We start from the raw sequence: 25,304 nt of genomic DNA on the forward strand, positions 1-25,304 counted from the left end.
GCGACAACGGGTCGGCGGACGCGGTGGCGCGGCCCGGCGGGGGCGGCGGCCCGATCAGGGTCATGGTGGTCGACGACCACCCCATGTGGCGCGACGCCGTCGCGCGCGACCTGTCCGAGTCCGGCTTCGACGTGGTCGCCACGGCGGGCGACGGCGAGCAGGCGGTGCGGCGTGCCCGCGCCACCGGGCCGGACGTGCTCGTCCTGGACCTGAATCTGCCCGCGAAGCCGGGCGTGCAGGTCTGCAAGGAGCTGGTGGGGGCCAACCCCGCCCTGCGCGTCCTCGTGCTGTCGGCGAGCGGGGAGCACGCGGACGTCCTGGAGGCGGTGAAGTCCGGCGCGACCGGCTACCTGCTGAAGTCGGCGTCGACGGAGGAGCTCATCGACGCCGTACGCCGCACCGCCGTCGGCGACCCCGTCTTCACGCCCGGTCTCGCGGGCCTGGTCCTCGGCGAGTACCGCCGCCTCGCCTCCGAGCCCGCGCCCGCGGCGGGCGCCGACGAGCCGAAGGCGCCGCAGCTCACCGACCGCGAGACCGAGGTGCTGCGGCTCGTCGCCAAGGGCCTGAGCTACAAGCAGATCGCCGAACGCCTCGTCATCTCGCACCGCACGGTCCAGAACCACGTCCAGAACACCCTCGGCAAGCTCCAGCTCCACAACCGGGTGGAGCTGGTCCGCTATGCCATAGAGCGTGGTCTCGACGATGAGTAAACGCCTTGAATCACCCCATAGAGTGATGGCGATTTGATCAACTCCGGCCAACTCCCCCTCAATCGGCCGTAATTCGCCGGAATTGGCTTCCCGTGCATGCCGAAGTGACCTGGATCACTATTAGCGTGACCCTCACCAGGCAACCGCGGCGAAGGGACATTTCCATGCGCGTCGGAGTACTGACCGGAGGCGGCGACTGCCCCGGGCTCAACGCCGTCATCCGGGGCGTCGTCCGCAAGGGCGTACAGGAGTACGGCTACGACTTCGTCGGCTTCCGGGACGGCTGGCGAGGACCGCTGGAGAACGACACCGTCCGCCTCGACATCCCCGCCGTGCGCGGCATCCTGCCCCGCGGCGGCACGATCCTCGGCTCCTCCCGCACCAATCCGCTCAAGCAGGAGAACGGCATCCGCCGGATCAAGGAGAACCTCGCCAAGCAGGAGGTCGAGGCACTCATCGCCATCGGCGGCGAGGACACCCTCGGGGTGGCCGCGCGCCTGTCGGACGAGTACGGCGTGCCGTGCGTGGGCGTCCCCAAGACCATCGACAACGACCTCTCCGCCACGGACTACACCTTCGGCTTCGACACCGCGGTCGGCATCGCCACCGAGGCGATCGACCGCCTCCACACCACCGCCGAGTCCCATATGCGGGTCCTGGTGGTGGAGGTGATGGGCCGTCACGCCGGCTGGATCGCCATCCACTCCGGTCTCGCCGGCGGCGCCAACGTCATCCTCATCCCCGAACAGCGCTTCGACGTCGACAAGGTGTGCGCCTGGGTGACGTCCCGCTTCAAGGCCTCGTACGCGCCCATCGTGGTCGTCGCGGAGGGGGCCATGCCGAAGGACGGCGAGATGGTCCTCAAGGACGGTTCGCTCGACTCCTTCGGCCACGTCCGTCTCTCCGGCGTCGGCGAATGGCTGTCCAAGGAGATCGAGAGGCGGACCGGCAAGGAGGCCCGGACGACCGTCCTCGGTCACGTCCAGCGCGGCGGCACGCCCTCGGCGTTCGACCGCTGGCTCGCCACGCGCTTCGGCCTCCACGCGATCGACGCGGTGCGCGACCGGGACTTCGGCAAGATGGTGGCCCTTCGTGGCACCGACATCGTCCGCGTCCCGATCGCCGACGCGACGGCCCGTCTGAAGACGGTGGATCCGAGCCTGTACGAGGAGGTCGGCGTCTTCTTCGGCTGAGGGTGCGCTTGATGGGGTGGGGGGCGGCTGCGTCGGCGGGTGCGGCTCCGGTGGGGCTTCTCGCGCAGTTCCCCGCGCCCCTGAAAAGCAGGGGCTGCGCCCCGTGCTTTTCAGGCCCGCAGGGCCTGGTCTTTTAGGGGCGCGGGGAACTGCGCGACCAGCCCCCACGCACCCGCACCCGACGACGCCCCCCGAGCCCCCCCAACCCCCCCCCCCCCCAAAACACCCCCCCCCCGCGGACCCCCCCCCCCCCCCCCCCCCCCCCCCACCCCGAGCCCCACCTACCCCCCCGGCCCCTAAACCGCCCGCAGAGACTGAACCCCCGCCACCAGCTCACCCACCACACTCACCCCGTCCAGCGTCAGCACCGACTCCGGATGGAACTGCACCCCCGCGAACCCGGGGCCGCGCAGCGCGTGCACCTCACCGCTCCCAGTGCGGCTGACCTCGACCCCCCGCGCAGCCAACTCCCCGGCCGTCCCGTCGTCGCACCGGGCCACGAAGCTGTTGTAGAACCCCACGGTCTCGGGCCGCCCGAACAGATCGATCTCCGTCTGCGCCCCCTGGTACGGCACCTCCTTCCGCACGATCTCCAACCCCAGCTCCAGCGCGATCAGTTCGTGCCCGAGACACACCCCGAGCACCCCGTACCGGTGCCCCCGCAGCACCTCGGCGGTCAGCGACCGCAGGAACCTCATCTTGGGGTCGTCCCCGTCCGACGGATCCCCGGGCCCGGGCCCCAGCACCAGCACGCCCTCGTGCGCGAGCACGGCCTCCCGCAGCCCCGGCTCGTCGTACCGCCGTACCGTCACCTCCAGCCCCGACGACCGCAGCAGATGCGCGAGCATCGCCGTGAAGGTGTCCTCGGCGTCGACGACGAGCGCGTGACCGGTCAGCTCACCCGTGCGCTCCCGCATCCGCAGCCAGAACGGCGCCAGGGAGGCCCGCCGCCCGTCCAGCGCGGCCCGCACCCGGGAGTCCTCGGCCAGCCCCGGCCGCACCCGCTCCTGCTCCGGCCGTCCGGGCCGTACCCCCAGCGCCGCCAGCACCCCCGCCGCCTTCGCATGGGTCTCGGCGACCTCGCTCGCGGGGTCCGAGCCCCGCACCAGCGTGGCCCCCACCGGCACCTTCAGCCGCCCGTCCGCCGCGATGTCGGCCGTACGGATCAGGATCGGCGAGTCCAGGGTCTGCGCACCGCCCGCGTCCCGCCCCAGCAGCGCCAACGCCCCGGCGTAGTACCCGCGCGCGACACCGTCCCGCCCGAGGGGCTCGTACCGCTCGATCACCCGGCACGCGTTCTGCACCGGCGAGCCGGTGACCGTCGCGGCGAACATCGTCTCCCGCAGCACCTCCCGCACGTCCAGCGAGGACCGGCCGCGCAGCTCGTACTCGGTGTGCGCCAGGTGCGCCATCTCCTTCAGCCGGGGCCCGACCACGACCCCGCCCATGTCGCCGACCGTGCACATCATCTTGAGCTCCTCGTCGACGACCATCGACAGCTCCTCGATCTCCTTGCCGTCGCCGAGGAAGGCCAGCAGATCCTCCGGGGTGGGGCCCTCGGCCGGATAGCGGTACGTCCCGCTGATCGGGTTCATCACGACCGTCCCGCCGGACATCCGCACGTGCACCTCGGGGGAGGCGCCGACCAGTGTGCGCTCCCCGGTGTGCACCACGAAGGTCCAGTACGCCCCCCGCTCGCCCTCCAGCAGCCGCCGGAACAGCGCGAGCGCGTCGGCGCGACCGAAGCCCGGGACCGTGCCCTCGTACGTCCGCCGGATCACGAAGTTGGCGCCCTCGCCCCGCCCGATCTCGTCGCGCAGCACCCGGCCGACGATCTCCGCGTACTCCTCGTCGCCCACGTCGAAGCCACCGCCCTCGACCCGGACGTCGTGCGCCGGCAACTGTGAGAGGGCCCGCTCCAGCGGCAGTGCGTACGACTCCTCGGGCATCAGCACCGACAGGGGCGTCCCGTCGTCGCGGACGTCGAAGCCGCGTTCACGGATCTGCCGGAACGGGACGAGCGCCAGCCCCTCGTCGGGCAGGTCGGCGAGCCGCTCGTACGTCGTCACCGGGCCGATCAGCAGCTCCACCGTGTCGTGGTCGTACAGGCCGGGGGTGCGCCGTCGCAGCAGCGCGAACGGGCGGTCGTCGGACAGCAGCCGGGTCAGATCCATGGGTTCCTCTTCCCTGGGGGATCACGGTCGTCGCGGTGATCAGAGAGGAACGGCCCGGCCCTGGAAACACCGAAGGCCGCCCCTCGGGCGGCCTTCGCGAAGTCTTGCGTACGCGCAGTCAGTGGGCCGCCGGATGAGCGGTCCACCACCAGTTCTGGGTCGAGTGCGCGAACATGCGCGGCACCTTACCGGAGATTTCCGCGGAACTCAGGTGATCCGCGCCGAGGGTTCAATTTATGATCACCTACTGTTCAGACTTGACATGTTCGAGTCGATTTGTGGATACGGAAGGGCGAGTGTGTCACTCATAGGGAGAACGAGGCCCCTGGCCTTCGTCGTCGCGGCGGCAGCCCTGTTCGCCGGGCTCACCGGGCAACCGGCGGCGGCCGCGGACGAGCCGGTGGTGACGAAGCTGACGCTGAGCGGCGACAGGTTCAAGATGACCGACACCAGCACCGTGTCGGCGGCCACCACCCTCGACGGCAAGCTGGCGGACGCCGACCTCGCCGACGTCGTCACCACCAACTACACGACGAACTCCTCCGGGGCGAGCGACCCCTGGATGAACCTGCGCACCATGCGCGCCTGCGCCGGCGACGAGACGAAGGCCCTGCCGCCGGTGACCCGGAAGGTCGCCTGGTGCTGGTCCTCGGCGCACGGCGACGACACCACCCCGCGCTGGTGGCCGCAGGGCATGAGCAGCACCGGCACCGCCGACGGGGCCGACGGCGCCATCCAGGACAAGCGCGTCACGGCGGTCGCCTGGCACTACGAGACCTTCAAGACCAACGCGGCCGGTGACTACGAGGCCAACGACAAGTGCAAGACGAACAACCTGCTCAAGCTCACCCTCATCGACCGTGACACCCAGAAGTACCGCCACATCCTGCTCGCCGAGCCGACCGAGGGCGGCGCGGACTTCAAGTTCGTCACCGGCCACGGCGGCGGCATCGTCTGGTACGGCAACTACATCTACGTCACGGACACCTCCAACGGCATCCGTGTCTTCGACATCAACAAGCTGGGCAAGGTCGACACCTACGGCTCCGGCCTCAACTCCTACGGCATCGACAGCGCCGGGAAGTCCAGCGCCTGCGGCTACCCGTACGTGCTGCCGCAGGTGCACTACTACAAGCAGGCCTCCCCGCCGCCCTCCGGCGCCTGTGACGCGGACGCCGTGAACGGCACCCCCGACGCCGACTCCCTCTGCTACTCCTGGCTCTCCCTCGACAAGTCCGGCGGCAGCCCGTACAAGCTGGTCACCGGCGAGTGGTTCGGCAGCGCCGCGGGCGGCCGGGTGGTGCGCTACCAGCTCAATCCGACGAGCGCCTCGACCTACCCGGGGCTGCTCAACATGTCGGGCGGCAAGACCGTGATCCAGGACGCCTACGCCGCCTCCCGCTACGTGGGCCTCCAGGGCGGCATGACCTGGACCGACGGCGCCGGGCTGCTGAACTTCGCCTTCCACAAGGGCTGCGCCCTCCAGCCCGCCGTCTTCTCGCGCACCTGGGTGGGCGACACCCGCGCCACCACGGCCTGCAACCGCACGGTCGGCGAGACGGTGTACGCGAACGGCAACTGGGCGGTGGGCACGCCCCAGGCCCTGAGCTACTGGCCGAGGCTCGGCACGGACCAGGTGGAGGAGCTGTGGGGGCTCACGGAGCACATCTGCCCCGGTACGACGCTGCGCACGAGCTTCCCCCACGAGTTCAAGGCCGTGGAGGAGCCCGACGAGAAGAAGAACGCCTGTGACGGCTACAACAACGCCGCCAACCTGTCGCTGCGTACGGTCTTCGCCGTCGGCTTCGACGACAGCGCGGTCATGAACCTGCACTGACACCGGCGGCCCACACCACCGGCCCGACGAACCCCGCTCCCGATCGAGCGGGGTTCGTCTCACTTGATGAGCAGCGGGATGGACACCGGACATGACCCCGTAATGTGGACGTCGTGACCGTGAACGCTAAGTCCAGCGCGAGCGCTGGCAACACCTGGCGAGACCTGCCCGCGGCGCAGCAGCCCGAGTACCCCGACACCGAGGCTCTGCGCGCAGTCGTTGCGGAGCTCGAGTCGTATCCGCCGCTCGTCTTCGCGGGCGAGTGCGACCAGCTGCGCGCCCGGATGGCGTCCGTCGCCAAGGGAGAGGCGTTCCTCCTCCAGGGCGGCGACTGCGCCGAGGCCTTCGACGCCGTGTCGGCCGACCACATCCGCAACAAGCTGAAGACACTGCTCCAGATGGGCGCCGTCCTCACATACGCGGCCTCCGTGCCCGTCGTGAAGGTCGGCCGGATCGCCGGGCAGTACTCCAAGCCCCGCTCCAAGGGCACCGAGACCCGCGACGGCGTGACCCTGCCGACGTACCGCGGTGACTCGGTCAACGGCTTCGACTTCAACGAGGCCGCCCGCATCCCGGACCCCGAGCGCCTGAAGCGGATGTACAACGCCTCCGCCTCCACGCTCAACCTGGTGCGCGCCTTCACCACCGGCGGCTACGCCGACCTGCGCCAGGTGCACGCCTGGAACCAGGACTTCGTGAAGTCGTCCCCGTCCGGCCAGCGCTACGAGCAGCTCGCCCGCGAGATCGACAACGCGCTGCACTTCATGCACGCCTGCGGGGCCGACCCGGAGGAGTTCCGCACCGTCGAGTTCTTCTCCTCGCACGAGGCGCTGCTGCTCGATTACGAGTCGGCGCTCACCCGCGTGGACTCGCGCACGGGGCACCTGTACGACGTCTCCGCGCACATGGTGTGGATCGGCGAGCGCACCCGGCAGCTGGACCACGCGCACATCGAGTTCGCCTCGCAGATCCGCAACCCGATCGGGATCAAGCTCGGCCCGACGACCACGGCCGAGGAGGCGCTGCAGTACATCGAGCGCCTCGACCCGCACCGCGAGGCGGGCCGTCTCACCTTCATCGTGCGCATGGGCGCGGACAAGGTCCGCGACAAGCTGCCCGAGCTGGTCGAGAAGGTCACCGCCTCCGGCGCCACCGTGGCCTGGGTGACCGACCCGATGCACGGCAACACCTTCGAGGCGGCCTCCGGCCACAAGACCCGCCGCTTCGACGACGTGCTCGACGAGGTCAAGGGCTTCTTCGAGGTCCACAAGGGCCTCGGCACCCATCCGGGCGGCATCCACGTGGAGCTCACCGGTGACGATGTCACCGAGTGCGTGGGCGGCGGCGACGAGATCTTCGTCGACGACCTGCACCAGCGCTACGAGACCGCGTGCGACCCCCGGCTCAACCGCAGCCAGTCCCTGGACCTGGCGTTCCTGGTCGCGGAGCTGTACCGCGACTAGTAAAAGATCAACAGTGGGTGCGCCTGTTACAGGGGCATGACGTGGGGCGCGGATCACATACGATCCGCGCCCCACTCCACTTTTGCGGTCCTCGCCCGCCGGGTAAGGTTAGGTTAGCCTCACCGATCATCGGGATGGCGCCACCTATCGATCCCGGCGGGAGGTGAACCGCGTGTTCGTCTGCAGTTGCTTCGGCATCACCGAGCAGCAGGTCAAGAAGCATGCGGCGGACGGTGCCTGCACCCCTCGCCAGATCGCGTCCGCCTGCAAGGCGGGCACCGACTGCGGTTCGTGCGTCCGGCGGATCCAGGCGATCCTCGGCCGGGGCGCGTGCCCGCGCCGTGAGTCGGCCGACCAGGGCGAGTCGGTCTTCACCGAGCTCGAGGAAGCGGCCTGACCCAGGAAGCGGCCCGGCTCAGCTCTCGGGCTGCTCGATCAGCTGCGCGATGTAGAGCGCCTCACCGAGCTTCTCCAGCAGTTCCAGCTGGGTGTCGAGGTAGTCGATGTGGTGCTCCTCGTCCGCGAGGATCGACTCGAAGATGTTCGCCGAGGTGACGTCACCCTTGTTGCGCATCACCTCGATACCGCGCTTGAGCCGGTCGATCGCCTCGACCTCGATCATCCGGTCGGCCTCGAACATCTCCTTGACCGTCTGGCCCACCCGGACGTGGAACAGCCGCTGGTAGTTCGGCAGGCCGTCCAGGAACAGGATCCGGTCGGTGAGCACCTCCGCGTGCTTCATCTCGTCGAACGACTCGTGACGCGTGTACTTCGCGAGCTTCGTCCAGCCGAAGTTCTCCTGCATCTTGGCGTGCAGGAAGTACTGGTTGATCGCGGTGAGCTCCGCGGTCAGCTGCTCGTTGAGGAATTCGATGACCTCGGGGTCGCCCTGCATCGCAGAAGCTCCTTACCAAGCGGGGAATGAGGAGGTTGCGCCGCGATGATTGCACCGCTGTCGAAGATCGTCCAGTAAGTGCAAGCTTAGTAAGTAAGTGCAGCCTTAGTTCGGAATGTCCGGGTCGGGTGGGCCCTGGTCATGTGCACCACCCGGGGTCTGTCAGGATGGAGTCATGGGTCAGCCGGTGGAACGCGCATCAGGAGATCGCGCCTCTGAGAACGCGGCGTCGTCGCAGCTTCCGCCGGGACAGCGGCTCCAGCGTGGCTGGCCCGTCACGCATTACGGGCCCGTCCCCAAGTTCCGTCCCGAGCGCTGGGACTTCCGGGTCTTCGGCGCCACCGCCGACGGCGAGAAGCACGCCTGGACCCATGACGAGTTCACCGCCCTGCCGTACGCCTCGGTCGTGGCCGATCTGCACTGTGTGACGAAGTTCAGCATGGTCGGCGCCGAATGGGGCGGCATCCCGGCCCGGACGATCCTGGACATCGCGCCACCCGCCCCCGAGGTCACCCATGTGATGGTGTGGGCGGAGTACGGCTTCAGCTCCAATCTCCGCCTCGCCGACTTCGCCGACGACCGCACGATCTTCGCCACCCACAAGGACGGCGAACTCCTCACCGCCGAGCACGGCTTCCCGGTCCGCCTCGTCGTCCCCCACCTCTACGCCTGGAAGGGCCCCAAATGGGTCCGCGGCATCGAGTACATGACCGCCGACCGCCGCGGCTTCTGGGAGGAACGCGGCTACCACAACATCGGCGACCCCTGGCAGGAACAGCGCTACTCCTACCAGGAGGAACCGGGGGACGGGCCCGACCTCTGACGGGCCTGTCCACGAGGGGGCGCGTCAGCCGTCCCTGAGTTTCTTCAGGCGTTCCACGTCCGCCGCGTGGCCCTCCTTGCCGCCCGGGGTCTCGATGATCAGTGGCACGCCCGCCGTGGCGGGGTGGGTCATCAGGGCGCGGAAGGGGTCCTCGCCGATGTGGCCGGAGCCGATGTTCTCGTGGCGGTCCTTGTGGGCGCCGACCACGTCCTTGGAGTCGTTGGCGTGGATCAGCTTCAGCCGGCCCTCGCCGACGGTGTCCACCAGCAGGTCGAGGGTCCGGTGCATACCGTCCGGGCCGGTCAGATCGTGGCCGGCCGCGAAGATGTGGCAGGTGTCCAGACAGACACCCAGCTTCGGATGGGCGTCCAGCGCCTCGAAGTACGGCCCGAAGTCCCAGGTGCGCGAGCACAGCGAGGCTCCCTGGCCCGCCGTCGACTCCAGCAGCAGAAACGGGTCGTCGTCGTGGGTCAACTCGTCCAGCACCGGCAGCAGATACTCCCGCACCTGCTTGAGCGCCACCGACCGGTCCCGCCCGCCGGTCGCGCTCCCCGTGTGCACGACCACCCCGAGCGCGCCGATCTCCCGCCCCCGGCGCAGCGAGTGCCGCATCGACTCCACGGACCGCTCCGCCGTCGCCTCGGTGTGCGAGCCGAAGTTGATCAGGTACGGCGCGTGCACGTACGCGGGGATCGACTCCTCGGCGCAGGCCGCGCGGAACTCCTCGTCCTGCCGGGGGTTGCCGACCGGGGTCGCCCAGCCGCGCGGGTTGGCGACGAAGACCTGGACGGTCTCGGCCCTCAGATCACGGGCGTACGTCAGCCCTACGGAGTTCAGGCCCCCGGCGACGGGCACATGGCCGCCGACGGGGTTGCGGGACGGGCCGGCGGGGGTGGGGACGGGGCCCGGGAGGGCGGGGGACTGCTGAGTGCTCACCGCACCAGGGTGTCATGGGGCCCGCGGTGCCCGGCCGCCGGTTCGAGGCGACGGCCGGGCCGCCCGTCAGCGGATCTCGATGGTGATGGTCGAGCCCTTGGGCGCCGTGTCCCCGCCGTCCACCGACTGGCTCTTGACCTCGTCGCCGAAGAGCCCGAGGATCCCTCGGTCCTCCTCGACCTCGAAACCGGCGTCCTTCAGCTGCCGGGTCGCGTCGTCGACGCTGTCGCCCACGACATCGGGGACCTCGACCATCACGGGCCCCTTGGAGAGCGTCAGGGTGACGGTGTCGCCCTGCCCGACCTGCTTGCCGACGCCCGGGGACTGCTCGGCCACCAGCCCCTTGTCGAACTCGGAGTTGACCCGGCCGGGGGCGATCTTCACCTTCAGGCCCGCCTCCTCCAGCTCCGCGGTGGCGTCCGCGACCGACGCACCCGACACCTCGGGCACCTCCACCGGGGCGCCCCGGCTGACCACGATCCGGACCGCCGCGCCGGACGAGATCTCGGTGCCCGCGCCCGGCCGGGTGCCGATCACCTGTCCCCGGAGGACCTCGTCGCTGAACTCCCGCGTCACCACACCCGGTTCGAGTCCGTCGTCCTTCAGCTGGGTCTTCGCCTCGGCCAGCGGGGTGCCCTTGAGATCCGGCACCTTCACGGTCTGCGGGCCCCTGGAGATCGTCACCGTCACGGTGTCGTTGTCCCGGATCCGTTCGCCGGGCGCCGGGTCGGTGCCGATCACCCTGCCGCGCTCGACGGTGTCGCTGAACGCCTGCTTGACGTCGACGTCCAGCCCGGCACCCTCCAGCCGCCTCGTGGCGTCCGCCTCGCTCTGCTGCAACACGGCCGGGACCTGCGTGAACTGACCCGAGTTGATGTACCAGACACCCCCGCCCACACCCAGCACGAGCACCACGGCGACGACGACCGCCCACAGCCCGCGCCGGGGCGCCGGGAAGGTGCGGGCGCCCCGGGGCGGCGGCGGAGGCGAATCGAACCGGCTCGTGCGGTTCAACCGCTCGTCGGGATCCAGTCCCACCGACCGCGACACGGACAGGGAACGCGGGATGACGCTCGTCCGGTCCTCCGCCGTGTCATGGCCGTCGGCTATCGCCTGCGGCGGCACCACGTCCAACTGCTCGGCACTCAGCCCCGCCCGTGCCTCCAGTGTCTGCGCGAGCAGAGCCACGGCGTCGTACGGCCGCAGCTCCGGATTGCGGGCGGTCGCCGAGGCGACCAGGTGGTCGAGCTCGTAGGGCAGCCCCGGCACCGCGGCCGACGGCGGCGGCACGTCGTCGTGGAGCGCGTGGTAGAGCACCTGCGCGGGGGAGTCGCCGGCGTGCGGCTTGCCACCGGTGAGCATCTCGTAGAGCATCACGCCGCACGCGTACACGTCGACACGGGTGTCGGTCGTGCCGTGCTCCAACTGCTCGGGGGCGAGGTAGGCGACGGTGCCGAGGACGCTGCCGGTGGTGCTGGTGACGGTGTCCACGGCCCGGACGAGCCCGAAGTCGGCGACCTTGACCCGGCCGTCGTCCCCTATCAGCACGTTCTCCGGCTTCATGTCCCGGTGCACGAACCCGGCGCGGTGCGCGGCGCCCAGCGCGGCGAGCACCGGCTCCAGGATGTCCAGCGCCGCGCGGGGCTGGAGCGCCCCGCGCTCACGCAGCACGTCACGCAGGGTGCAGCCGGCCACGTACTCCATCGCGAGGTAGACGTACGAGCCGTCGGTGCCCTGGTCGTAGACCCCCACCACGTTCGGGTGGGAGAGCCGGGCGACCGACTTAGCCTCCCGGATGAACCGCTCGACGAACGTCCGGTCCGCGGCCAGCGTCGGATGCATCACCTTGAGCGCGAGCACGCGGTCGAGGCGGGTGTCCACGGTCCTGTAGACCGTGGCCATCCCGCCGACCGCGATCCGCGCCTCGACTCGATACCGACCGTCGAGCACCTGGCCGACAAGCGGGTCCTGAAGGGTCGTGTCCACGCAGGTGAGTGTACGAGCCGCCGCCGACAGGCCCAGGGGCCCCGTGGCCCGCGAGACGTACTGCAGCAGACCTGTGACCGAGCCCGGAGCGCTGTGACGAGCGGGTCTCCGACCTGACTCGTTCGGCTGTTCGAGTGGCGGCCGGAGCGGCGTGAGCTCCGCCTCAGAACGCCGGGCGCTCCGGATCCAGCCGGGCCAGTCCCTCGCCGGGCGAGGAGGCCTCGGCGAAGTGACGGCGGGGGATGCGGCCCGCCCGGTACGCGAGCCGTCCGGCCTCCACCGCGTGCCGCATGCCCTCGGCCATCAGGACCGGCTCCTGCGCCCGGGTCACGGCGGAGGCGAGCATGACACCGGCGCACCCCAGCTCCATCGCGAGCGCCACGTCCGACGCCGTCCCGGCACCCGCGTCCAGGATCACCGGCACGCGCGCGTGCTCGACGATCAGCTGGAAGTTGTGCGGGTTGCGGATGCCGAGCCCCGAGCCGATGGGCGACCCCAGCGGCATGATCGCGGCACAGCCCACGTCCTGGAGCTTCCGCGCCAGCACGGGGTCGTCGTTCGTGTACGGCAGCACCGTGAAACCGTCGTCGACGAGCGTCTCGGCGGCGTCGAGCAGTTCGATCGGGTCGGGCAGCAGGGTGCGCTCGTCGGCGATGACCTCCAGCTTGACCAGCGACGTACCGAGCGCCTCGCGCGCGAGGCGGGCCGTCAGCACGGCCTCGCCCGCCGTGAAGCAGCCGGCCGTGTTGGGCAGCACCCGGATGCCGAGCCGGTCGAGCACGGACAGGACCGAGCCCTGCGTGCCGGCGTCGACCCGGCGCATCGCGACCGTGGTCAGCTCCGTGCCGGAGGCCACCAGCGCGCGCTCCAGGACGTCCAGGCCGCTCGCGCCGCCGGTGCCCATGATCAGGCGGGACGCGTAGGTCGTGCCGCCGAGGACGAAGGGGTCGTCTGCCATGGGATCAGCCTCCTTGGACGGCGGTGAGGACCTCGACACGGTCCCCCTCGGCGAGGGCGGTGGTCGTCCACCGCGCGCGTGGGACGACGGTCTCGTTGAGGGCGGCGGCGACACCGGAGACGGACGGCGTGAGCGTCCGCACGAGCGCGTCGAGCGCGGTGCCGGGGGCGATCTGCCGCGGCTCCCCGTTGACGGACACGGTCAGGGTCCCGGTGGTGCTCATACGGCTGGTGCTCATACGGGCTGCTCCAGGAGTTCGCGGGCCGCACCGGCGCGGAACCGCAGAGGGGTGAAGTCGCGTGCCTCCGCCGGTAGTTCACCGGTGGTCAGCACCTCGGCCAGGACGTCGCCGGTGACCGGTGTGAGAAGCACCCCGTTGCGGTAGTGGCCGGTCGCCAGGAGCAGGCCGTCCAGTCCGCTCGGGCCGAGGAGCGGAGCGTTGTCGGGGGAGGCGGGCCGCAGTCCCGCGCGGGTCTCGGTGAGCGGCAGTTCGGTGATCCCGGGGACGAGTTCATGGGCGTCCCGCAGCAGTTCGTACACCCCGCCCGCGGTGACCGTCGTGTCCCAGCCCTGCTCCTCGCTGGTCGCGCCGACGACGAGTTCGCCGTTCTCGCGCGGCACCAGATAGACCTGGCTGCCGCGCACCACGGCCCGCACCGTTCGGCTCAGGAAGGGCGCGTACTGCTTCGGCACGGTCAGCCGCAGCACCTGCCCCTTCACCGGCCGCACCGGCGGCCGCACGTCGGTCGGGACCCCCGCGAGCCGGCCGCTGAGACTGCCCGCGGCGAGGACGGTGTGCCCGGCGCTCAGCCGGTCACCCTCGCCGGTCCGGATCCCGGTGGCTCGCTCTCGGGTCACCGTCAGTTCCTCGGCCCAAGCCCGGTGGAACACCACCCCGGCGCGTTCGCAGGCCGCGACGAGGGCGCTGGAGAGCCGCCTCGGGTCGACCTGGTGGTCCCCGTCGACCCGCAGCCCGCCGCGCACGCCCGGCGCGAGCATCGGCTCCAGGCGCCGGCACTCCCGTCCGCTCAGCCACTCCGAGTCGAGCCCCGACCGACGCTGCAGGGCGTGCAGTTCGCGCAGATGGGCGCGGTCGTCGGCGTCGAGCGCGACGGCGAGCGTGCCGGAGCGGCGGTACCCGAGGTCGAGGCCGGTGGCCTCCGTCAACTCGGCCGCGAAGTCCGGGTAGCGGCGCGCGGACTCCAGGTTGAGCCCGAGCAGCGTCTCCTCGCCGTAGTGCAGTTCGGTCACGGCGGCGAGCATCCCGGCCGCCACCCGCGCGGCCCCGCCACCGGGTTCGGGATCGACCACGGTCGTGGTGAACCCGCGCTGCGCGGACCGCCACGCCGTGACGAGTCCGATGATTCCGCCCCCCACGACGAGGACGTCTGACGTGTGCGTACGCGACATGGGCGTCCAGCCCCTCCCTTCGCCGGCATGACCCGGATCAGGTTCGTACGGTCGGAGGCCGCCAGCCTCCCTCTCAGCCCGGTGCGTCCGGGCTCCCGCGAGTGCTCTACGGTGGCCCACCCTAGCCCCCGCCGATCGCCTCAGTAAGGGAGCCCGTGCCCATGGCCCGCTCGCTCGACGGTCTCGTCCTCGCCCCCGTCGCCGACCAAGCCCCAGGTCAGGTGGGCACCCGCACCCGGTTCACGTACCACGAGAAGGACGGCGAGATCTGGGCCGACTACACGGGCGGCGACGTCGTACGGGGCCGGCTCGTGGGCACGCGCGCGGGGGACCGGCTGGACTTCCGCTACGTGCAGTTGAAGACCGACGGGACCACCGCCTCCGGCCACTGCGTGTCCCTCGTGGCCGAACTGCCCGACGGGCGCGTCCGGCTGGAGGAGACCTGGGAGTGGGAGTCGCGGTCCGGAAGCGGGACGAGCGTGGTGGAGCAGGTCCACGAGACGTCGGACCGCGCCCGCTGAAGTCACCCTCGCCGGCCGTCCGCCGGACGACCGGGCCACCCACCCCCTGACTGACCGAATATCAGTTGTCTATGGTGATCGGGTGAGCGAGCTGACGCAGCAGAGGGGCGGATCACCGGCGCGGCGCGTGGTCGTCGTGGGCGCGGGCATGGCGGGCGTGCAGACGGCGGTCGCCCTGCGGGAACAGGGCTTCGCCGGCGACGTGATCCTGCTCGGCGCCGAGCCGCACCAGCCCTACGACCGACCTCCCCTCTCCAAGGCCGTTCTGCTCGGCAACGCCGAGGGCTCCGCCTTCGACGTCGACTTCGAGGCGCTCGGCATCGACCTCCGGCTGGGCCGCGAGGTGACCGGCCTGCGCCCCGCCGACCACGAACTCGACACGCCCGCCGGGCCCGTCCCGTACGACCTCCTCGTCGTCGCGACCGGCGCGGAACCGATCCGGCTGCCGGGCGCCGACGGCGTGCCCGGGGTGCATCTGCTGCGGACCCTGGACGACGCCGAGCGGCTGCGGCCCGTGCTGGCTCGGCAGCACGACATCGTGGTCGTGGGCGCGGGCTGGATCGGCGCCGAGTTCGCCACGGCCGCCCGCGAGGCGGGCTGCGCGGTGACGGTCGTCGAGGCCGCCGACCGCCCGCTCGCGGGCGCCCTCCCTGCGGAGGTGGCCGCCCCGATGACCGCCTGGTACGCCGACAGCGGCACCGCTCTGCGCACGCACGCGCGCGTGGAGCGCGTCGAGCCCGGGACCGTGGTCCTGGACGACGGCACCCGGATCCCGGCCGGCGCGGTCGTCGTCGGCATCGGCGCGCGCCCCGCCACGGCCTGGCTGGAGGGCTCCGGCATCGAGCTGGGCGCCCAGGGCGAGGTGGTGGCCGACGACCATCTGCGCACCTCCGCACCGGACGTCTACGCCGTCGGCGACTGCGCCTCCTTCCCCTCCGGCAGGTACGGCCGGCGTCTCCTCGTCCATCACTGGGACAACGCCCTCCAGGGCCCCCGCACGGTCGCCGCGAACATCGTCGGCGAGACTCCCGAGCCCTACGATCCCGTGCCCTACTTCTGGTCCGAGCAGTTCGGCCGGTTCGTCCAGTACGCCGGGGACCACGCCTCGGCCGACACCATGGTCCGGCGCGGCGACCCGACCGGCGCCGCCTGGTCGGTGTGCTGGCTGCGCGAGTCCCGGCTGGTCGCCCTGCTGGCGGTGGGCCGCCCCCGGGACCTGGCCCAGGGCCGCCGCCTGATCGAGGCCGGCACACCGATGGACCCGCTGCTGCTGGAGGACCCGGCGAGGCCGCTGAAGGCGGCGGCGGCGTAACCGGGCGGGTTCCCGGGATCCCACCGACGCGCTCCGCACCCCTCGGTCGGCTGCGCCGGAGGCGGCTCGGCTACCCACTGTCAGTCCCAGATGGCAGTCTTGGAGACGTGACCGAGATTGACGCAAAGATCGATGCTCTCGTCCCCGCGTGGCTGACCCTCCCCGACATCGCAGAGATGCTGGACGTCGAGGTGACCCGCGTGCGGCAGCTGGTGAAGGAAGGCCAGCTCATCGCCGTACGCCGTGGTGAGAACCGCGCGCTGCACGTCCCCGCCGCCTTCATCGACGGAGACAAGGTGGTCAAGGGCCTGACCGGCACCCTGACCCTGCTGCGGGACGACGGCTTCACCGACGAAGAGATGCTGGAGTGGCTCTTCACTCCGGACCCCAGCCTGCCCGGCACCCCGGCCCAGGCCCTGAGCGAGAATCGCGGCACGGAGGTGAAGCGCCGCGCCCAGGCGCTCGCCGTCTGACCCGAAACACCCGCTCGTACGGCGTACGGGGGCCGGGGCCCGCGAGGGCCACGTCCCCGTACGCCGCACCGATCACACATGCCAACGGGGGACCCACCCATGTCCGACGCCGCCGCCCGGCTCGCCGACGCCCGGCTCTACCTCTGCACGGACGCCCGCAAGCGCCAGGGCGACCTCCCGCGGTTCCTGGACGCCGTCCTCGGCGCCGGCGTGGACATCGTGCAGCTCCGCGACAAGGGCATGGAGGCGGCCGAGGAACTGGAGCACCTCCAGGTCGTCGCGGACGCCTGCCGGCGGCACGGCAAGCTGCTCGCCGTCAACGACCGCGCGGACGTCGCCCACGCCATCGGCGCGGACGTGCTGCACCTCGGCCAGGGCGACCTTCCCGTCCCCGCCGCCCGCGCGATCCTCGGCCCGGACGTGCTCATCGGCCGTTCCACCCACGCCGAGGAGGAGGCCGCCGCCGCGGCCGTCCAGGAGGGCGTGGACTACTTCTGCACGGGCCCCTGCTGGCCCACCCCCACCAAGCCCGGCCGCCACGCCCCTGGCCTGGACCTCGTCCGGTACACCGCCGCCCTCGCCACCGACCGCCCCTGGTTCGCCATCGGCGGCATCGACCTCGGCAACCTCGACGAGGTCGTCGAGGCGGGCGCCCGGCGCGTGGTGGTCGTCCGGGCGATCACGGAGGCCGACGACCCGGGAGCCGCCGCGGCGGAGTTCGCCGAGCGGCTGCGTGCCCTCTAGCGGCGGTGCCCGCGATCCACGGCCGTCCAAGGCGTGGACACCAGAGCGGCAAAGGGGACAAAAGCTCCAGGTGTGGTTGGGGGACGGCGCCGATCTGACTAACCTGCCGGTATGGCCCTAGGAACCGCTTCCACCAGGACGGATCGCGCACGGACCGTGCGTGACATGCTCGCCACGGGCAAAACCACCTACTCCTTCGAGTTCTGGGCACCCAAGACGGAGAAGGGCGAGCGGAACCTGTGGAACGCCCTCCGCAGGATCGAGGCCGTCGCCCCCAGCTTCGTCTCCGTGACGTACGGCGCGGGCGGCTCCACCCGGGCCGGCACCGTGAAGGCGACCGAGCAGATCGCCGCCGACACCACGCTCACGCCGGTCGCGCACCTCACCGCGGTCAGCCACTCCATCGCCGAGCTGCGCAACATCATCGGCCAGTACGCGGACGCCGGGATCCGCAACATCCTCGCGGTCCGCGGCGACCCGCCCGGCGACCCCATGGCCGAGTGGGTCGCGCACCCGCAGGGCCTGACCTACGCCGCCGAACTGGTCCACCTCATCAAGGAGTCGGGCGACTTCTGCGTGGGCGTCGCGGCCTTCCCGGAGATGCACCCGCGCTCCCCCGACTGGGACAGCGACGTGGCGCGCTTCGTCGACAAGTGCCGGGCCGGGGCCGACTACGCGATCACGCAGATGTTCTTCCACCCCGACTCGTACCTGCGTCTGAGGGACGCGGTCGCGACGGCCGGCTGCGAAACCCCCGTCATTCCCGAGGTCATGCCCGTCACCAGCGTGAAGATGCTGGAACGGTTGCCGCAACTCAGCAACGCCGCCATCCCGAACGCCCTGAAAGAGCGGATCGTCACAGCCAAAGACGATCCGGCCGCTGTACGCTCCATTGGCATCGAGTTCGCCACGGAGTTCTGCGCGAGGCTGTTGGACGAAGGAGTCCCCGGACTTCACTTCATCACCCTGAACAACTCCACCGCGACTCTGGAAATCTACGAGAACCTGGGCCTGCACCATCCATCACGGGCCTAGACCGGTCGCACTCGCGTACGACACACTGCGTAGCGGCTACAGGGAGAGGGGCGTACATGGGCTGGGCGGTCCTCTACATCGCGTTCGGCGTCGTCGCGTTGTGGCTGCTGGGTGAGGTGCTGCTGCAGTACAAGGCGCGGCTGCGCTGGCGGCTGCTCGCCTTCGCCGGTTTCCTCGGTGTCGTCCTCGGTGTCCTCATCCCCAACGTGATCGTCATCGCGCTGGGCGCGATCGGGTTCGCCATCGGTCAGACCTATGTGACGCTGTCGTTCCGGCGTGGCTTCGAGGCGGGCTGGGCCGTCCGCCCGCGCTCCGGCGAGGGCGAGGACGGCGGCCGGCTGCCCAAGGCGGGCAAGAAGCGGCGGCGCGGCGAACCGGACCGCCAGGACCCGACCCTGGAGGTCACGGACCTGGAGAACACCGCCGCCGGCACGTACCACCAAGGCGACGACCTGCTCGACGACCGCGACGACGACGTGTTCGTCCGACCGCAGTCCACGCCCTCCGCGGCCGGGCCGGCCCCCGTCTACTCCCCGGAACCCATGCCGGACGACACCAGCACCTACGGCGTCTACAGGGACGACAACGCCTACGCGGGCGCCGCCGGCCAGCAGCACGCGACCGCCGACCAGGCCGCGCAGGACGAGGCCTTCGCCTACTACGGCTACGACCAGCAGGGGTACGGCTACGACCCGTCCCAGCAGCAGTACGCCGCCTACTCCGACCCGTACATCGGCACCCAGACGTACGACGCCACGGCCGCGTACGACCAGGCCTACGGGCAGCAGGGCTACGGTCAACAGGGCTACGGCCAGGACCAGTACGGCAACGGCGGCTACGGCGAGACCCCGCCCGGCGGTGTCTGGGTCCCGCAGCAGCGCAACACCGACGACCCGCTCGGCTCGGACCTCCCGTCCGACCAGCAGTACCCGTACCAGGGCAACGGGAACGGCAATGGCCAGAACGGCTACGACGAGCAGCAGTACCGTTTCTGAAGCGCCCGCCCGGCCCCCGCTCCTGCCCCGGTGAGCCTCACTGGGAGCCGCGGAAGTCCGGCCCCTCCACGATCAGTCCCGCCACCAGCGCGCCCGACATCCCGGCGTGCGGAAGGCCGCCGCCCGGGTGGGACCAGCCGCCGACGGTGAACAGGCCCGGCAGAGCGGTGCTGTTGGACGGGTGCAGCCACCGCCCGTCCGCCGCCGCGAGCGCCGGGGCCGGGACCGCGCCGCCCTCCGCTCCGGTCGCCCGCGCGATGTCGGCCGGGGTGCGCACCTCGCTCCACAGCAGCCGCTCCCGCAGGTCGGGTACGGCCCGCTCGGCGGCGTCGATCAGCCGCTCGGCCCGCTGCTCGTAGGTCTCCGGCCCCGCTCCGGTCCGCTCGGGTTCGGCGGGGACCGCGCACGTGACCGTGACCGCCTCGTGGTCGGCGTCCGGCACCAGTCCCGGATCGTCGGGACGCAGCACTGTCGCCGTGGGCCGTGCGGCCACCCCGTGCGCGGCGCCGAACAGCAGCTCCAGCTCGGCGTCACGGTCCTCCGCGTGCACCACCGTCCGGTGCGCCGCGCCCTGCGGACGGCCCCCGCGCAGCGCCAGCAGCACGGTCAGCCGGCTCGTCGTCCCGCGCTGGGCCGGTACCTCGTCGGCACTCCGTACGACCGACCGCCCCGCCAGGCGGCCCAGCACCTCGGGCGCGACCCCGGCGACCACGAAGTCGGCCCCGGTCACCGTCCCGTCGGCCAGCTCCACCCCGGCCGTCCGACCGTCCTTCTCGACGATCCCCGTGACCTCGGCACCGAAGACGAACTCGACCCTGCGCGCCAGGCACCGCTCGTACAGCGCCCGCGCCAACTCCCGTACGCCGCCCCGGACGTACCAGGTCCCGAAGGCGTGGTCCAGGTAGGGCAGGACCGCCGCGCTCGCCGGGACGCTCCTCGGGTCCAGGCCGTACGCGAGGGCGTGGCTCTCCAGCAGCGCCGTCAGCCGGGGGTCGCGCAGCTCCCACGCGCCGACCTCGGCGAGGGTGGCGGCGCGGCGGGTGCGCAGCAGGCGCTTGTGGGGGACCGAGGGGTACGGCTCGCGCTCGGCGAGGAGCTTCCAGTCGGACCACAGCGGCTCCTCCAGGAGGGGCCGCCGGGTGCGGTCCCAGGCCTCGCGTGACCGCACCAGGAAATCGCCCCAGCGGTCGCCGGCGCCCGCGCCGAGCGCGGAGTTCAGCGCGGCGACCACGCCCGCGCGTGAGGCGTTCGGCAGCAGGAGGTCGGTGCCGTCCGCGAAGACGTGCCGGGCCGCCGGGTCGACCTGGACCAGGTCGACGCACTTCTCCAGCGGCTCCTTGCCGGTCTTGAGGAACAGGTCGCGGTGGACGGCGGGGAGCGGCAGCAGCCCCGGGCCCGTGTCGAACGCGAAGCCGTCGCGCTCGAAGCGGCCCACGGCTCCGCCGTAGGTCGTCGTGCTCTCGTGCACCACCACGCGGTGGCCGGCGACGGCCAGCCGGGCGGCGGCTGCCAGGGCGCCCATTCCGGCGCCGATCACCGCGATTCTTGCCATGCCGGTGACCTTATCGGGCGCCGTGTTACCAGTGTTTCGCGGGAGAGCTCGGGGGGTGCGGTCGTTCGGCGGGTGCGGGCTCGTCGTGGCTTGTCGCGCGGTTCCCCGGGCCCGGATCGGCGGCTGCGCCGCCGATCCGGGCCCGGGGAGTACTTGCGCGGGCGCGATCGTCACCAGTCGGCGACAGCGCGGGGTGGGGCTGAGTGCGCAGGGCTGAGTACGCGTACCTATGCGGTGAGTTGAGTACCCGTACGGATGGGCTCCCACCTGCGGGAACGGGAGAGTGGAGGCACGGGAAGGGGCGCGGCTCCGGCACCGCCGACACGGGGCGGCGGAACGGCTCTCGCGCTCTTACCGCTCCTTCCGTCGACGCGAGTCGGCGGGAGCGAGGCACGGGGGAGTACGGGGGAACGGGGAAGCGCCGGTTCGAGGTGGCCCGCGGGGGACGCGGCCAGTTCGGACCGGCGCTCTCGTTCGTGCTCCGGCCCGGTCAGCCCTTTCCGCTCACCCGGCCCTGCAGCAGCCGGGACAGCGCCGCGTGGACGTCGTCCAGCGAGCGCTCCGGCTGGAAGGCCTTCCAGTCCAGCGCGGCCACCAGGACCATGCCGACCAGGGCCGACGCCGTCAGGCCGACATCGATCTCGTCGCTCAGCTCGCCGCCCTCGACGCCCTCGCGGAGCACCCCCTCGACGACGGCGACCGCCTCCTGCCGGACGACCATCAGCGTGGACTGCCAGGCCCGGTTGGTGCGCCACAGCTCGGCCACATACAGCTGGGTGAAGGACGGGTAGCGGTCGATGAAGACGAGCCCGGCCCGGATCATCGCATCCAGGGAGTCGACCCTGCTGCCGCCCTCCCGCGCGGTCCCCTCGGCCGCCTCACGGAGAGAAGCGGTGAGCAGTCCCACGCCGTGCCGCAGCAGCTCCTCGAAGAGGACCGACTTGCTCGCGAAGTTGTAGTACACCGTGCCCTTGGCGACTCCGGCGCGCTCGGCGATCTTGTCCACCGTGGTCGCGGAGAACCCCTGCTCCGCGATGAGGGTGACGGCCGCTTCGTAGAGTTTCTGCCGGGTCGCCTCACGGCGGCCCCCGCCTGCGCCGCCGGGGGCGTTGCTGCTTTCCATGGCCCTGATTGTCACAGGAATCGTGGGCTGCGCGGGACCCATGGGCCGCGCGGGAACCGTCCGCCGCGCGGTCACAGGCTCAACTCCGGGTGCAGGCGGTCCAGGGTCCACACCTGCTTGCGGCGGGCCGAGAGGGCGGTCAGCGCGAGGGCGCCGACGGTGAAGGCCAGCAGCACCGCGCACGCCTGCCACACCGGGCCGAGGCCGCCGCCCGTGATCAGCCGCCTGAGTGCGTCGACGACATGGCTCATCGGCAGGAAGGGGTGGACCGCGTTGAAGAAGTCCGGGCTGGTCTGCACGGGATACGTGCCGCCCGCGGACGTCAACTGCAGCATCAGGAAGGCGAGGACGAGGATCCGGCCCGCCGCGCCGAAGCGCGCGTTGAGCCACTGCACGATCGCCGCGAAGCACGCGGTCACCAGGAACAGGAAGCCCACCGTCCCGGCCGCCCGCGCCATCTGCAGGCCGACCGCCCAGTGCAGCACCGCCATCAGCGCGACCGTCTGCAGCACGCCCAGCGCGGCCACCGGCAGCCAGCCCGCCAGCGCGATCCGCCACGCCGAGGCACCCGCCGCGAGGGCCCGCCGGTTGAGCGGCTGGATCAGCATGTACGCCACCATCGCGCCCACCCACAGGGACAGCGGGATGAAGTACGGGGCGAACCCGGTGCCGTAGTTGGGCGCCTTGTGCAGATCCCTGGTGGCCAACTGCACCGGGTCGGCCATCACTTCGGTGCGCTGGTCGCGGTCCCGCTCGTCGTAGTCGGGGATCCGCTCGGCCCCTTCGTGCAGACCGCCCGCGAGCTTCCCGGAGCCGTCGGCCAGCTTGTACATGCCGCCCTTGAGGTCGACGGCGCCCGTCTTCAGGTCTCCGACGCCGGTGTCGAGGTCCTCCGCGCCGGTCTTGGCGGTGCCGAGGCCGGTGTGCAGGGCCTTGGCCCCCTTGGCGACCTCCGCGGCTCCCTTGTCGAGCGCGTCGATCTTGGCGACGGCGTCGTCGAGGTCCGTGGAGAGGGTGGGCGCCGCCTTCGCGAGGGCGCGGGCCTGCTTCTCCAGGGTCTGGAGGTCCTTGTCGAAGGCCTTCATGTCACCGTCGTAGTTCTTCACCACGGTGTTCACGTCCTCGGCGAGCACGGCGGCCTGAGCGGCCGCGTCCTTCGCCTTCTTCAGGTCCGCGCAGGCCGCGTCGGGCAGGACGGCTTCCTCGCAGCGGCGCCTGTGGACGTCGTTCAGGGTGTCGGAGGCGGCACGGGTGCCTGTCGCGGCGGCCGGTGCCGTCTTCACGAACGCGTCCAGGTGGTCCCGGATCGTGGCCGCCGAGTCGGCGACCAGGGTGGCGGTGTCGGCGATGGTGCCGCTGTTCTCGTCGAGGAAGGGCCGCACCCGGTCGGCCGCGGCGCCGACCTTGTCGGCGAGCTTCCCGGTGCCGTCGGCGACCTGTTGGGCACCGTCCGCCAGGTCGCCCGCACCCTCGTCCAGATCCTTCAGCCCGCCGGACAGGTCCCCGCTGCCCTCCTTGGCCTTCCGCAGCCCGTCCGCGAGGTCCTTCGAGCCCTGCTCGGCCTTGTCGATACCGCCCTTGAGGTCGTCGGCGCCGTCCGCCGCCTCCTCGGTCTTCCCGTGGATGTCCGAGAACGAGATGAAGATGCGGTCCAGGAACGACCGCGAGGCCTTCGTCGACGCGGCCGTCCGCACCTCGGAGAACACCGTCCGCGAGATCTGGCCGACGATGTAGTTGTTCGCGTCGTTCGTCCGCACCTGGAGGGCGCCGGTCTCCGGCACGTCCCCCGAACTGGACGCGATGCGCTCGCTGAAGTCCTTCGGCATGGTCAGCGACAGGTAGTACGTGCCGTTCTCGACGCCCGCGCGGGCCTCGGCGGCGCTCACCCGGTGCCACTCGAAGGTGTCGCTGTCCCGCAGCCCCTTCGCGATGTCGTCGCCCGCCGTCAGCCGCTCCTTGCCGACCGACGCCCCCCGGTCGTCGTTCACCAGCGCCACGGGGATGCGGTCCAGCCGGCCGTAGGGGTCCCAGAAGGACCACAGGTACAGGGCGCCGTACAGCAGCGGCAGCAGCAGGAGCGAGACCAGCGCGGCGCGCGGCAGCTTCCCCCGGCCGAACCGCCTCAGCTCAAGCGCGGCGAGTCCCGGCGAGCGCATCGGCCGTCTCCTTGTCGTCGGTGTCGGTGTCGGTGTCGGTACCGGTGTCGGGTTCGGTGTCCGCGGTGTCCGCGGTGTCCGCGGTGTCCGCGGTGTCGGTGGTGTCAGTCGTGTCCGTGGTGTCAGCCGTGTCGGTGGCGGGCTCCGGGGGTTCGTGTACGTCGCCACGCGCGCGTGCGGCTTCCTCGGGCGCCGTCGACACCACGACCGCCCCCTCCGGTGCCTCGCTGCACACCGCCACCACCGTGGTCCCGGACTCGGTGAGGGACGTCAACAGGGCCCACATCTCCGTCCGTTCGGCGTCGGAGAGCTTCAGGTCGGCGTCGTCCACGCCGAGCAGCCGGGGTCGGCCGACGAGGGCGAGGGCGACCGACAGCCGCAGGGCCTCCATCCGGTCGAGGTCGCGTACGGCGGTCCGGGAACCCTTCGGCAGGGCCTCTTGGTCCAGCCCGGCGGCGGTCACGGCGGCCTCGATCCGGGCCTTCGCCTCGGCGGCGCGCTCGGCCCGGGGCCGCAGCAGCCCGCGCAGGGTGCCGTCGAACCGCCGCTGCAGCAGCGCCCGTTCACGCAGGTGCTCCCCGACGGTCAGGGCCGGGTCGAGGTCGGTCACCCCGGGGACATGGGCGAGGGCGCTGATCCGGCGCACGGCCGCCATCCGTTTCGGCAGCGGCAGGGAGCCGACCGTGGCCCGGCCCTCGCTCGGCTTCATCCGGCCGGTGAGCGCGAGCAGCAGACAGGTCCGGCCCGACCCGGACGGCCCGGTGATCGCGACCAGCGAGCCGGCCTCCGCGTCGAACCCGACGCCCCGGAAGGCCCAGCCGCGCGGCCCGCTGAGCCCGAACCCCTCCGCGCCGACGGCGACACCGCGGGCCGTTCCCCGCCCGGTGCCCGCCTCCGCTGCCTCTGCCATGTCCCCGGAACCCCTCTGCCCGTCTTTGAACTGACTGGTCAGTGCAAAAACTACTCCGAACCTTTGATCGAAGCAAAAGTGCAGGTCAGAACGGATTG

Annotated in this window: 24 protein-coding genes and 1 riboswitch; of the genes, 12 read left to right on the top strand and 12 right to left on the bottom strand. The window is 71.6% G+C overall.

All coding sequences use genetic code 11. The annotated features are described in order from the left end of the window. Positions 1-62: 62 nt before the first annotated feature. Positions 63-710, top strand: a complete 648-nt coding sequence (locus PUR53_RS41290) for a response regulator transcription factor (RefSeq protein ID WP_329899317.1) — start codon at positions 63-65, stop codon at positions 708-710. Positions 711-874: 164 nt separating this feature from the next. Continuing rightward, the gene (locus PUR53_RS41295; protein ID WP_329898959.1) at positions 875-1,903 is read left to right on the top strand and encodes a 6-phosphofructokinase; all 1,029 of its coding nucleotides are present in this window, start codon (positions 875-877) and stop codon (positions 1,901-1,903) included. Between the two features lie 296 nt (positions 1,904-2,199). Here the strand turns inward: PUR53_RS41295 and PUR53_RS41300 are convergent, their stop codons facing one another. Together PUR53_RS41300 and PUR53_RS48440 are read right to left on the bottom strand one after the other, a co-directional pair. Then, positions 2,200-4,077: an anthranilate synthase family protein gene (locus PUR53_RS41300; protein ID WP_329912022.1), complete on the bottom strand. Its 1,878-nt coding sequence runs from the start codon at positions 4,075-4,077 to the stop codon at positions 2,200-2,202. 118 nt (positions 4,078-4,195) lie between these two features. After that, positions 4,196-4,252, bottom strand: a complete 57-nt coding sequence (locus PUR53_RS48440; RefSeq protein ID WP_071528813.1) for a trp operon leader peptide — start codon at positions 4,250-4,252, stop codon at positions 4,196-4,198. A 123-nt stretch (positions 4,253-4,375) separates the two neighbouring features. Between PUR53_RS48440 and PUR53_RS41305 the strand changes: the two genes are divergently transcribed. The 3 genes from PUR53_RS41305 (at position 4,376) to PUR53_RS41315 (ending at position 7,774) form a co-directional block, all read left to right on the top strand. Further along, positions 4,376-5,914: a hypothetical protein gene (locus PUR53_RS41305; RefSeq protein WP_329898961.1), complete on the top strand. Its 1,539-nt coding sequence runs from the start codon at positions 4,376-4,378 to the stop codon at positions 5,912-5,914. Between the two features lie 113 nt (positions 5,915-6,027). After that, positions 6,028-7,377, top strand: a complete 1,350-nt coding sequence (locus PUR53_RS41310; protein ID WP_329898962.1) for a class II 3-deoxy-7-phosphoheptulonate synthase — start codon at positions 6,028-6,030, stop codon at positions 7,375-7,377. A gap of 163 nt (positions 7,378-7,540) precedes the next feature. After that, complete coding sequence (locus PUR53_RS41315; RefSeq protein WP_033528147.1) at positions 7,541-7,774, top strand: (2Fe-2S)-binding protein; 234 nt, start codon at positions 7,541-7,543, stop codon at positions 7,772-7,774. 18 nt (positions 7,775-7,792) lie between these two features. On the opposite strand, the gene bfr is transcribed toward PUR53_RS41315, so the two are convergent. Further along, positions 7,793-8,272, bottom strand: a complete 480-nt coding sequence (gene bfr / locus PUR53_RS41320; RefSeq protein ID WP_045555341.1) for a bacterioferritin — start codon at positions 8,270-8,272, stop codon at positions 7,793-7,795. 175 nt (positions 8,273-8,447) lie between these two features. Between bfr and PUR53_RS41325 the strand changes: the two genes are divergently transcribed. Beyond that, positions 8,448-9,095 (top strand): sulfite oxidase-like oxidoreductase, encoded by a 648-nt coding sequence (locus PUR53_RS41325; RefSeq protein WP_329898963.1) that lies wholly within the window; start codon positions 8,448-8,450, stop codon positions 9,093-9,095. 24 nt (positions 9,096-9,119) lie between these two features. On the opposite strand, the gene PUR53_RS41330 is transcribed toward PUR53_RS41325, so the two are convergent. The 5 genes from PUR53_RS41330 to thiO all read right to left on the bottom strand — a co-directional run bounded on the left by PUR53_RS41330 (position 9,120) and on the right by thiO (position 14,385). Continuing rightward, positions 9,120-10,031 carry a deoxyribonuclease IV gene (locus tag PUR53_RS41330; RefSeq protein ID WP_329898964.1) on the bottom strand — a complete coding sequence of 304 codons (912 nt, stop codon included), beginning with the start codon at positions 10,029-10,031 and terminating at the stop codon, positions 9,120-9,122. Between the two features lie 66 nt (positions 10,032-10,097). Next, positions 10,098-12,017, bottom strand: coding sequence for a Stk1 family PASTA domain-containing Ser/Thr kinase (gene pknB / locus PUR53_RS41335; RefSeq protein WP_329912023.1), 1,920 nt, complete (start codon positions 12,015-12,017; stop codon positions 10,098-10,100). A gap of 163 nt (positions 12,018-12,180) precedes the next feature. Then, on the bottom strand, positions 12,181-12,975 hold the full coding sequence (locus PUR53_RS41340) for a thiazole synthase (protein WP_329898966.1): 795 nt from the start codon (positions 12,973-12,975) through the stop codon (positions 12,181-12,183). A 4-nt stretch (positions 12,976-12,979) separates the two neighbouring features. After that, a complete protein-coding gene (thiS, locus tag PUR53_RS41345; protein ID WP_045555797.1) occupies positions 12,980-13,180 on the bottom strand; it encodes a sulfur carrier protein ThiS in 201 nt (66 codons plus the stop codon). 29 nt (positions 13,181-13,209) lie between these two features. Further along, positions 13,210-14,385 (bottom strand): glycine oxidase ThiO, encoded by a 1,176-nt coding sequence (gene thiO / locus PUR53_RS41350; RefSeq protein WP_329912024.1) that lies wholly within the window; start codon positions 14,383-14,385, stop codon positions 13,210-13,212. Further along, positions 14,383-14,494, bottom strand: a riboswitch (TPP riboswitch). It overlaps the preceding gene by 3 nt. A gap of 52 nt (positions 14,495-14,546) precedes the next feature. On the opposite strand from thiO, the gene PUR53_RS41355 reads away from it, so the two are divergent. From PUR53_RS41355 to PUR53_RS41380, 6 genes are all read left to right on the top strand, one after another. Beyond that, positions 14,547-14,906, top strand: coding sequence for a hypothetical protein (locus PUR53_RS41355; protein ID WP_329912025.1), 360 nt, complete (start codon positions 14,547-14,549; stop codon positions 14,904-14,906). Between the two features lie 82 nt (positions 14,907-14,988). Beyond that, positions 14,989-16,218 (top strand): NAD(P)/FAD-dependent oxidoreductase, encoded by a 1,230-nt coding sequence (locus tag PUR53_RS41360; RefSeq protein ID WP_329898969.1) that lies wholly within the window; start codon positions 14,989-14,991, stop codon positions 16,216-16,218. Between the two features lie 107 nt (positions 16,219-16,325). Then, positions 16,326-16,691, top strand: coding sequence for an Rv2175c family DNA-binding protein (locus PUR53_RS41365; protein ID WP_190208348.1), 366 nt, complete (start codon positions 16,326-16,328; stop codon positions 16,689-16,691). A 99-nt stretch (positions 16,692-16,790) separates the two neighbouring features. After that, a complete protein-coding gene (gene thiE, locus PUR53_RS41370; RefSeq protein WP_329898970.1) occupies positions 16,791-17,435 on the top strand; it encodes a thiamine phosphate synthase in 645 nt (214 codons plus the stop codon). 111 nt (positions 17,436-17,546) lie between these two features. After that, the gene (gene metF, locus PUR53_RS41375; protein ID WP_329898971.1) at positions 17,547-18,470 is read left to right on the top strand and encodes a methylenetetrahydrofolate reductase [NAD(P)H]; all 924 of its coding nucleotides are present in this window, start codon (positions 17,547-17,549) and stop codon (positions 18,468-18,470) included. Between the two features lie 56 nt (positions 18,471-18,526). Further along, a complete protein-coding gene (locus PUR53_RS41380) occupies positions 18,527-19,465 on the top strand; it encodes an SCO2102 family sporulation regulator (RefSeq protein ID WP_329898972.1) in 939 nt (312 codons plus the stop codon). 37 nt (positions 19,466-19,502) lie between these two features. Here PUR53_RS41380 and PUR53_RS41385 read toward each other — a convergent pair whose 3' ends face one another. The 4 genes from PUR53_RS41385 to PUR53_RS41400 form a co-directional block, all read right to left on the bottom strand. Beyond that, positions 19,503-21,017 carry a phytoene desaturase family protein gene (locus tag PUR53_RS41385; RefSeq protein WP_329912026.1) on the bottom strand — a complete coding sequence of 505 codons (1,515 nt, stop codon included), beginning with the start codon at positions 21,015-21,017 and terminating at the stop codon, positions 19,503-19,505. Positions 21,018-21,507: 490 nt separating this feature from the next. Continuing rightward, entirely contained in the window at positions 21,508-22,140 is a 633-nt protein-coding gene (locus PUR53_RS41390) for a TetR/AcrR family transcriptional regulator (RefSeq protein ID WP_329912027.1), read from the bottom strand. 71 nt (positions 22,141-22,211) lie between these two features. Continuing rightward, positions 22,212-24,296 (bottom strand): YhgE/Pip domain-containing protein, encoded by a 2,085-nt coding sequence (locus PUR53_RS41395; RefSeq protein WP_329912028.1) that lies wholly within the window; start codon positions 24,294-24,296, stop codon positions 22,212-22,214. Next, a complete protein-coding gene (locus tag PUR53_RS41400) occupies positions 24,268-25,206 on the bottom strand; it encodes an ATP-binding cassette domain-containing protein (RefSeq protein WP_329912029.1) in 939 nt (312 codons plus the stop codon). Before PUR53_RS41400 ends, PUR53_RS41395 begins: the two co-directional genes overlap by 29 nt. Between the last annotated feature and the right edge of the window lie 98 nt (positions 25,207-25,304).

It is taken from the genome of Streptomyces sp. SP18BB07, from assembly GCF_036322545.1.
Taxonomy (GTDB): Bacteria; Actinomycetota; Actinomycetes; order Streptomycetales; family Streptomycetaceae; genus Streptomyces; species Streptomyces deccanensis.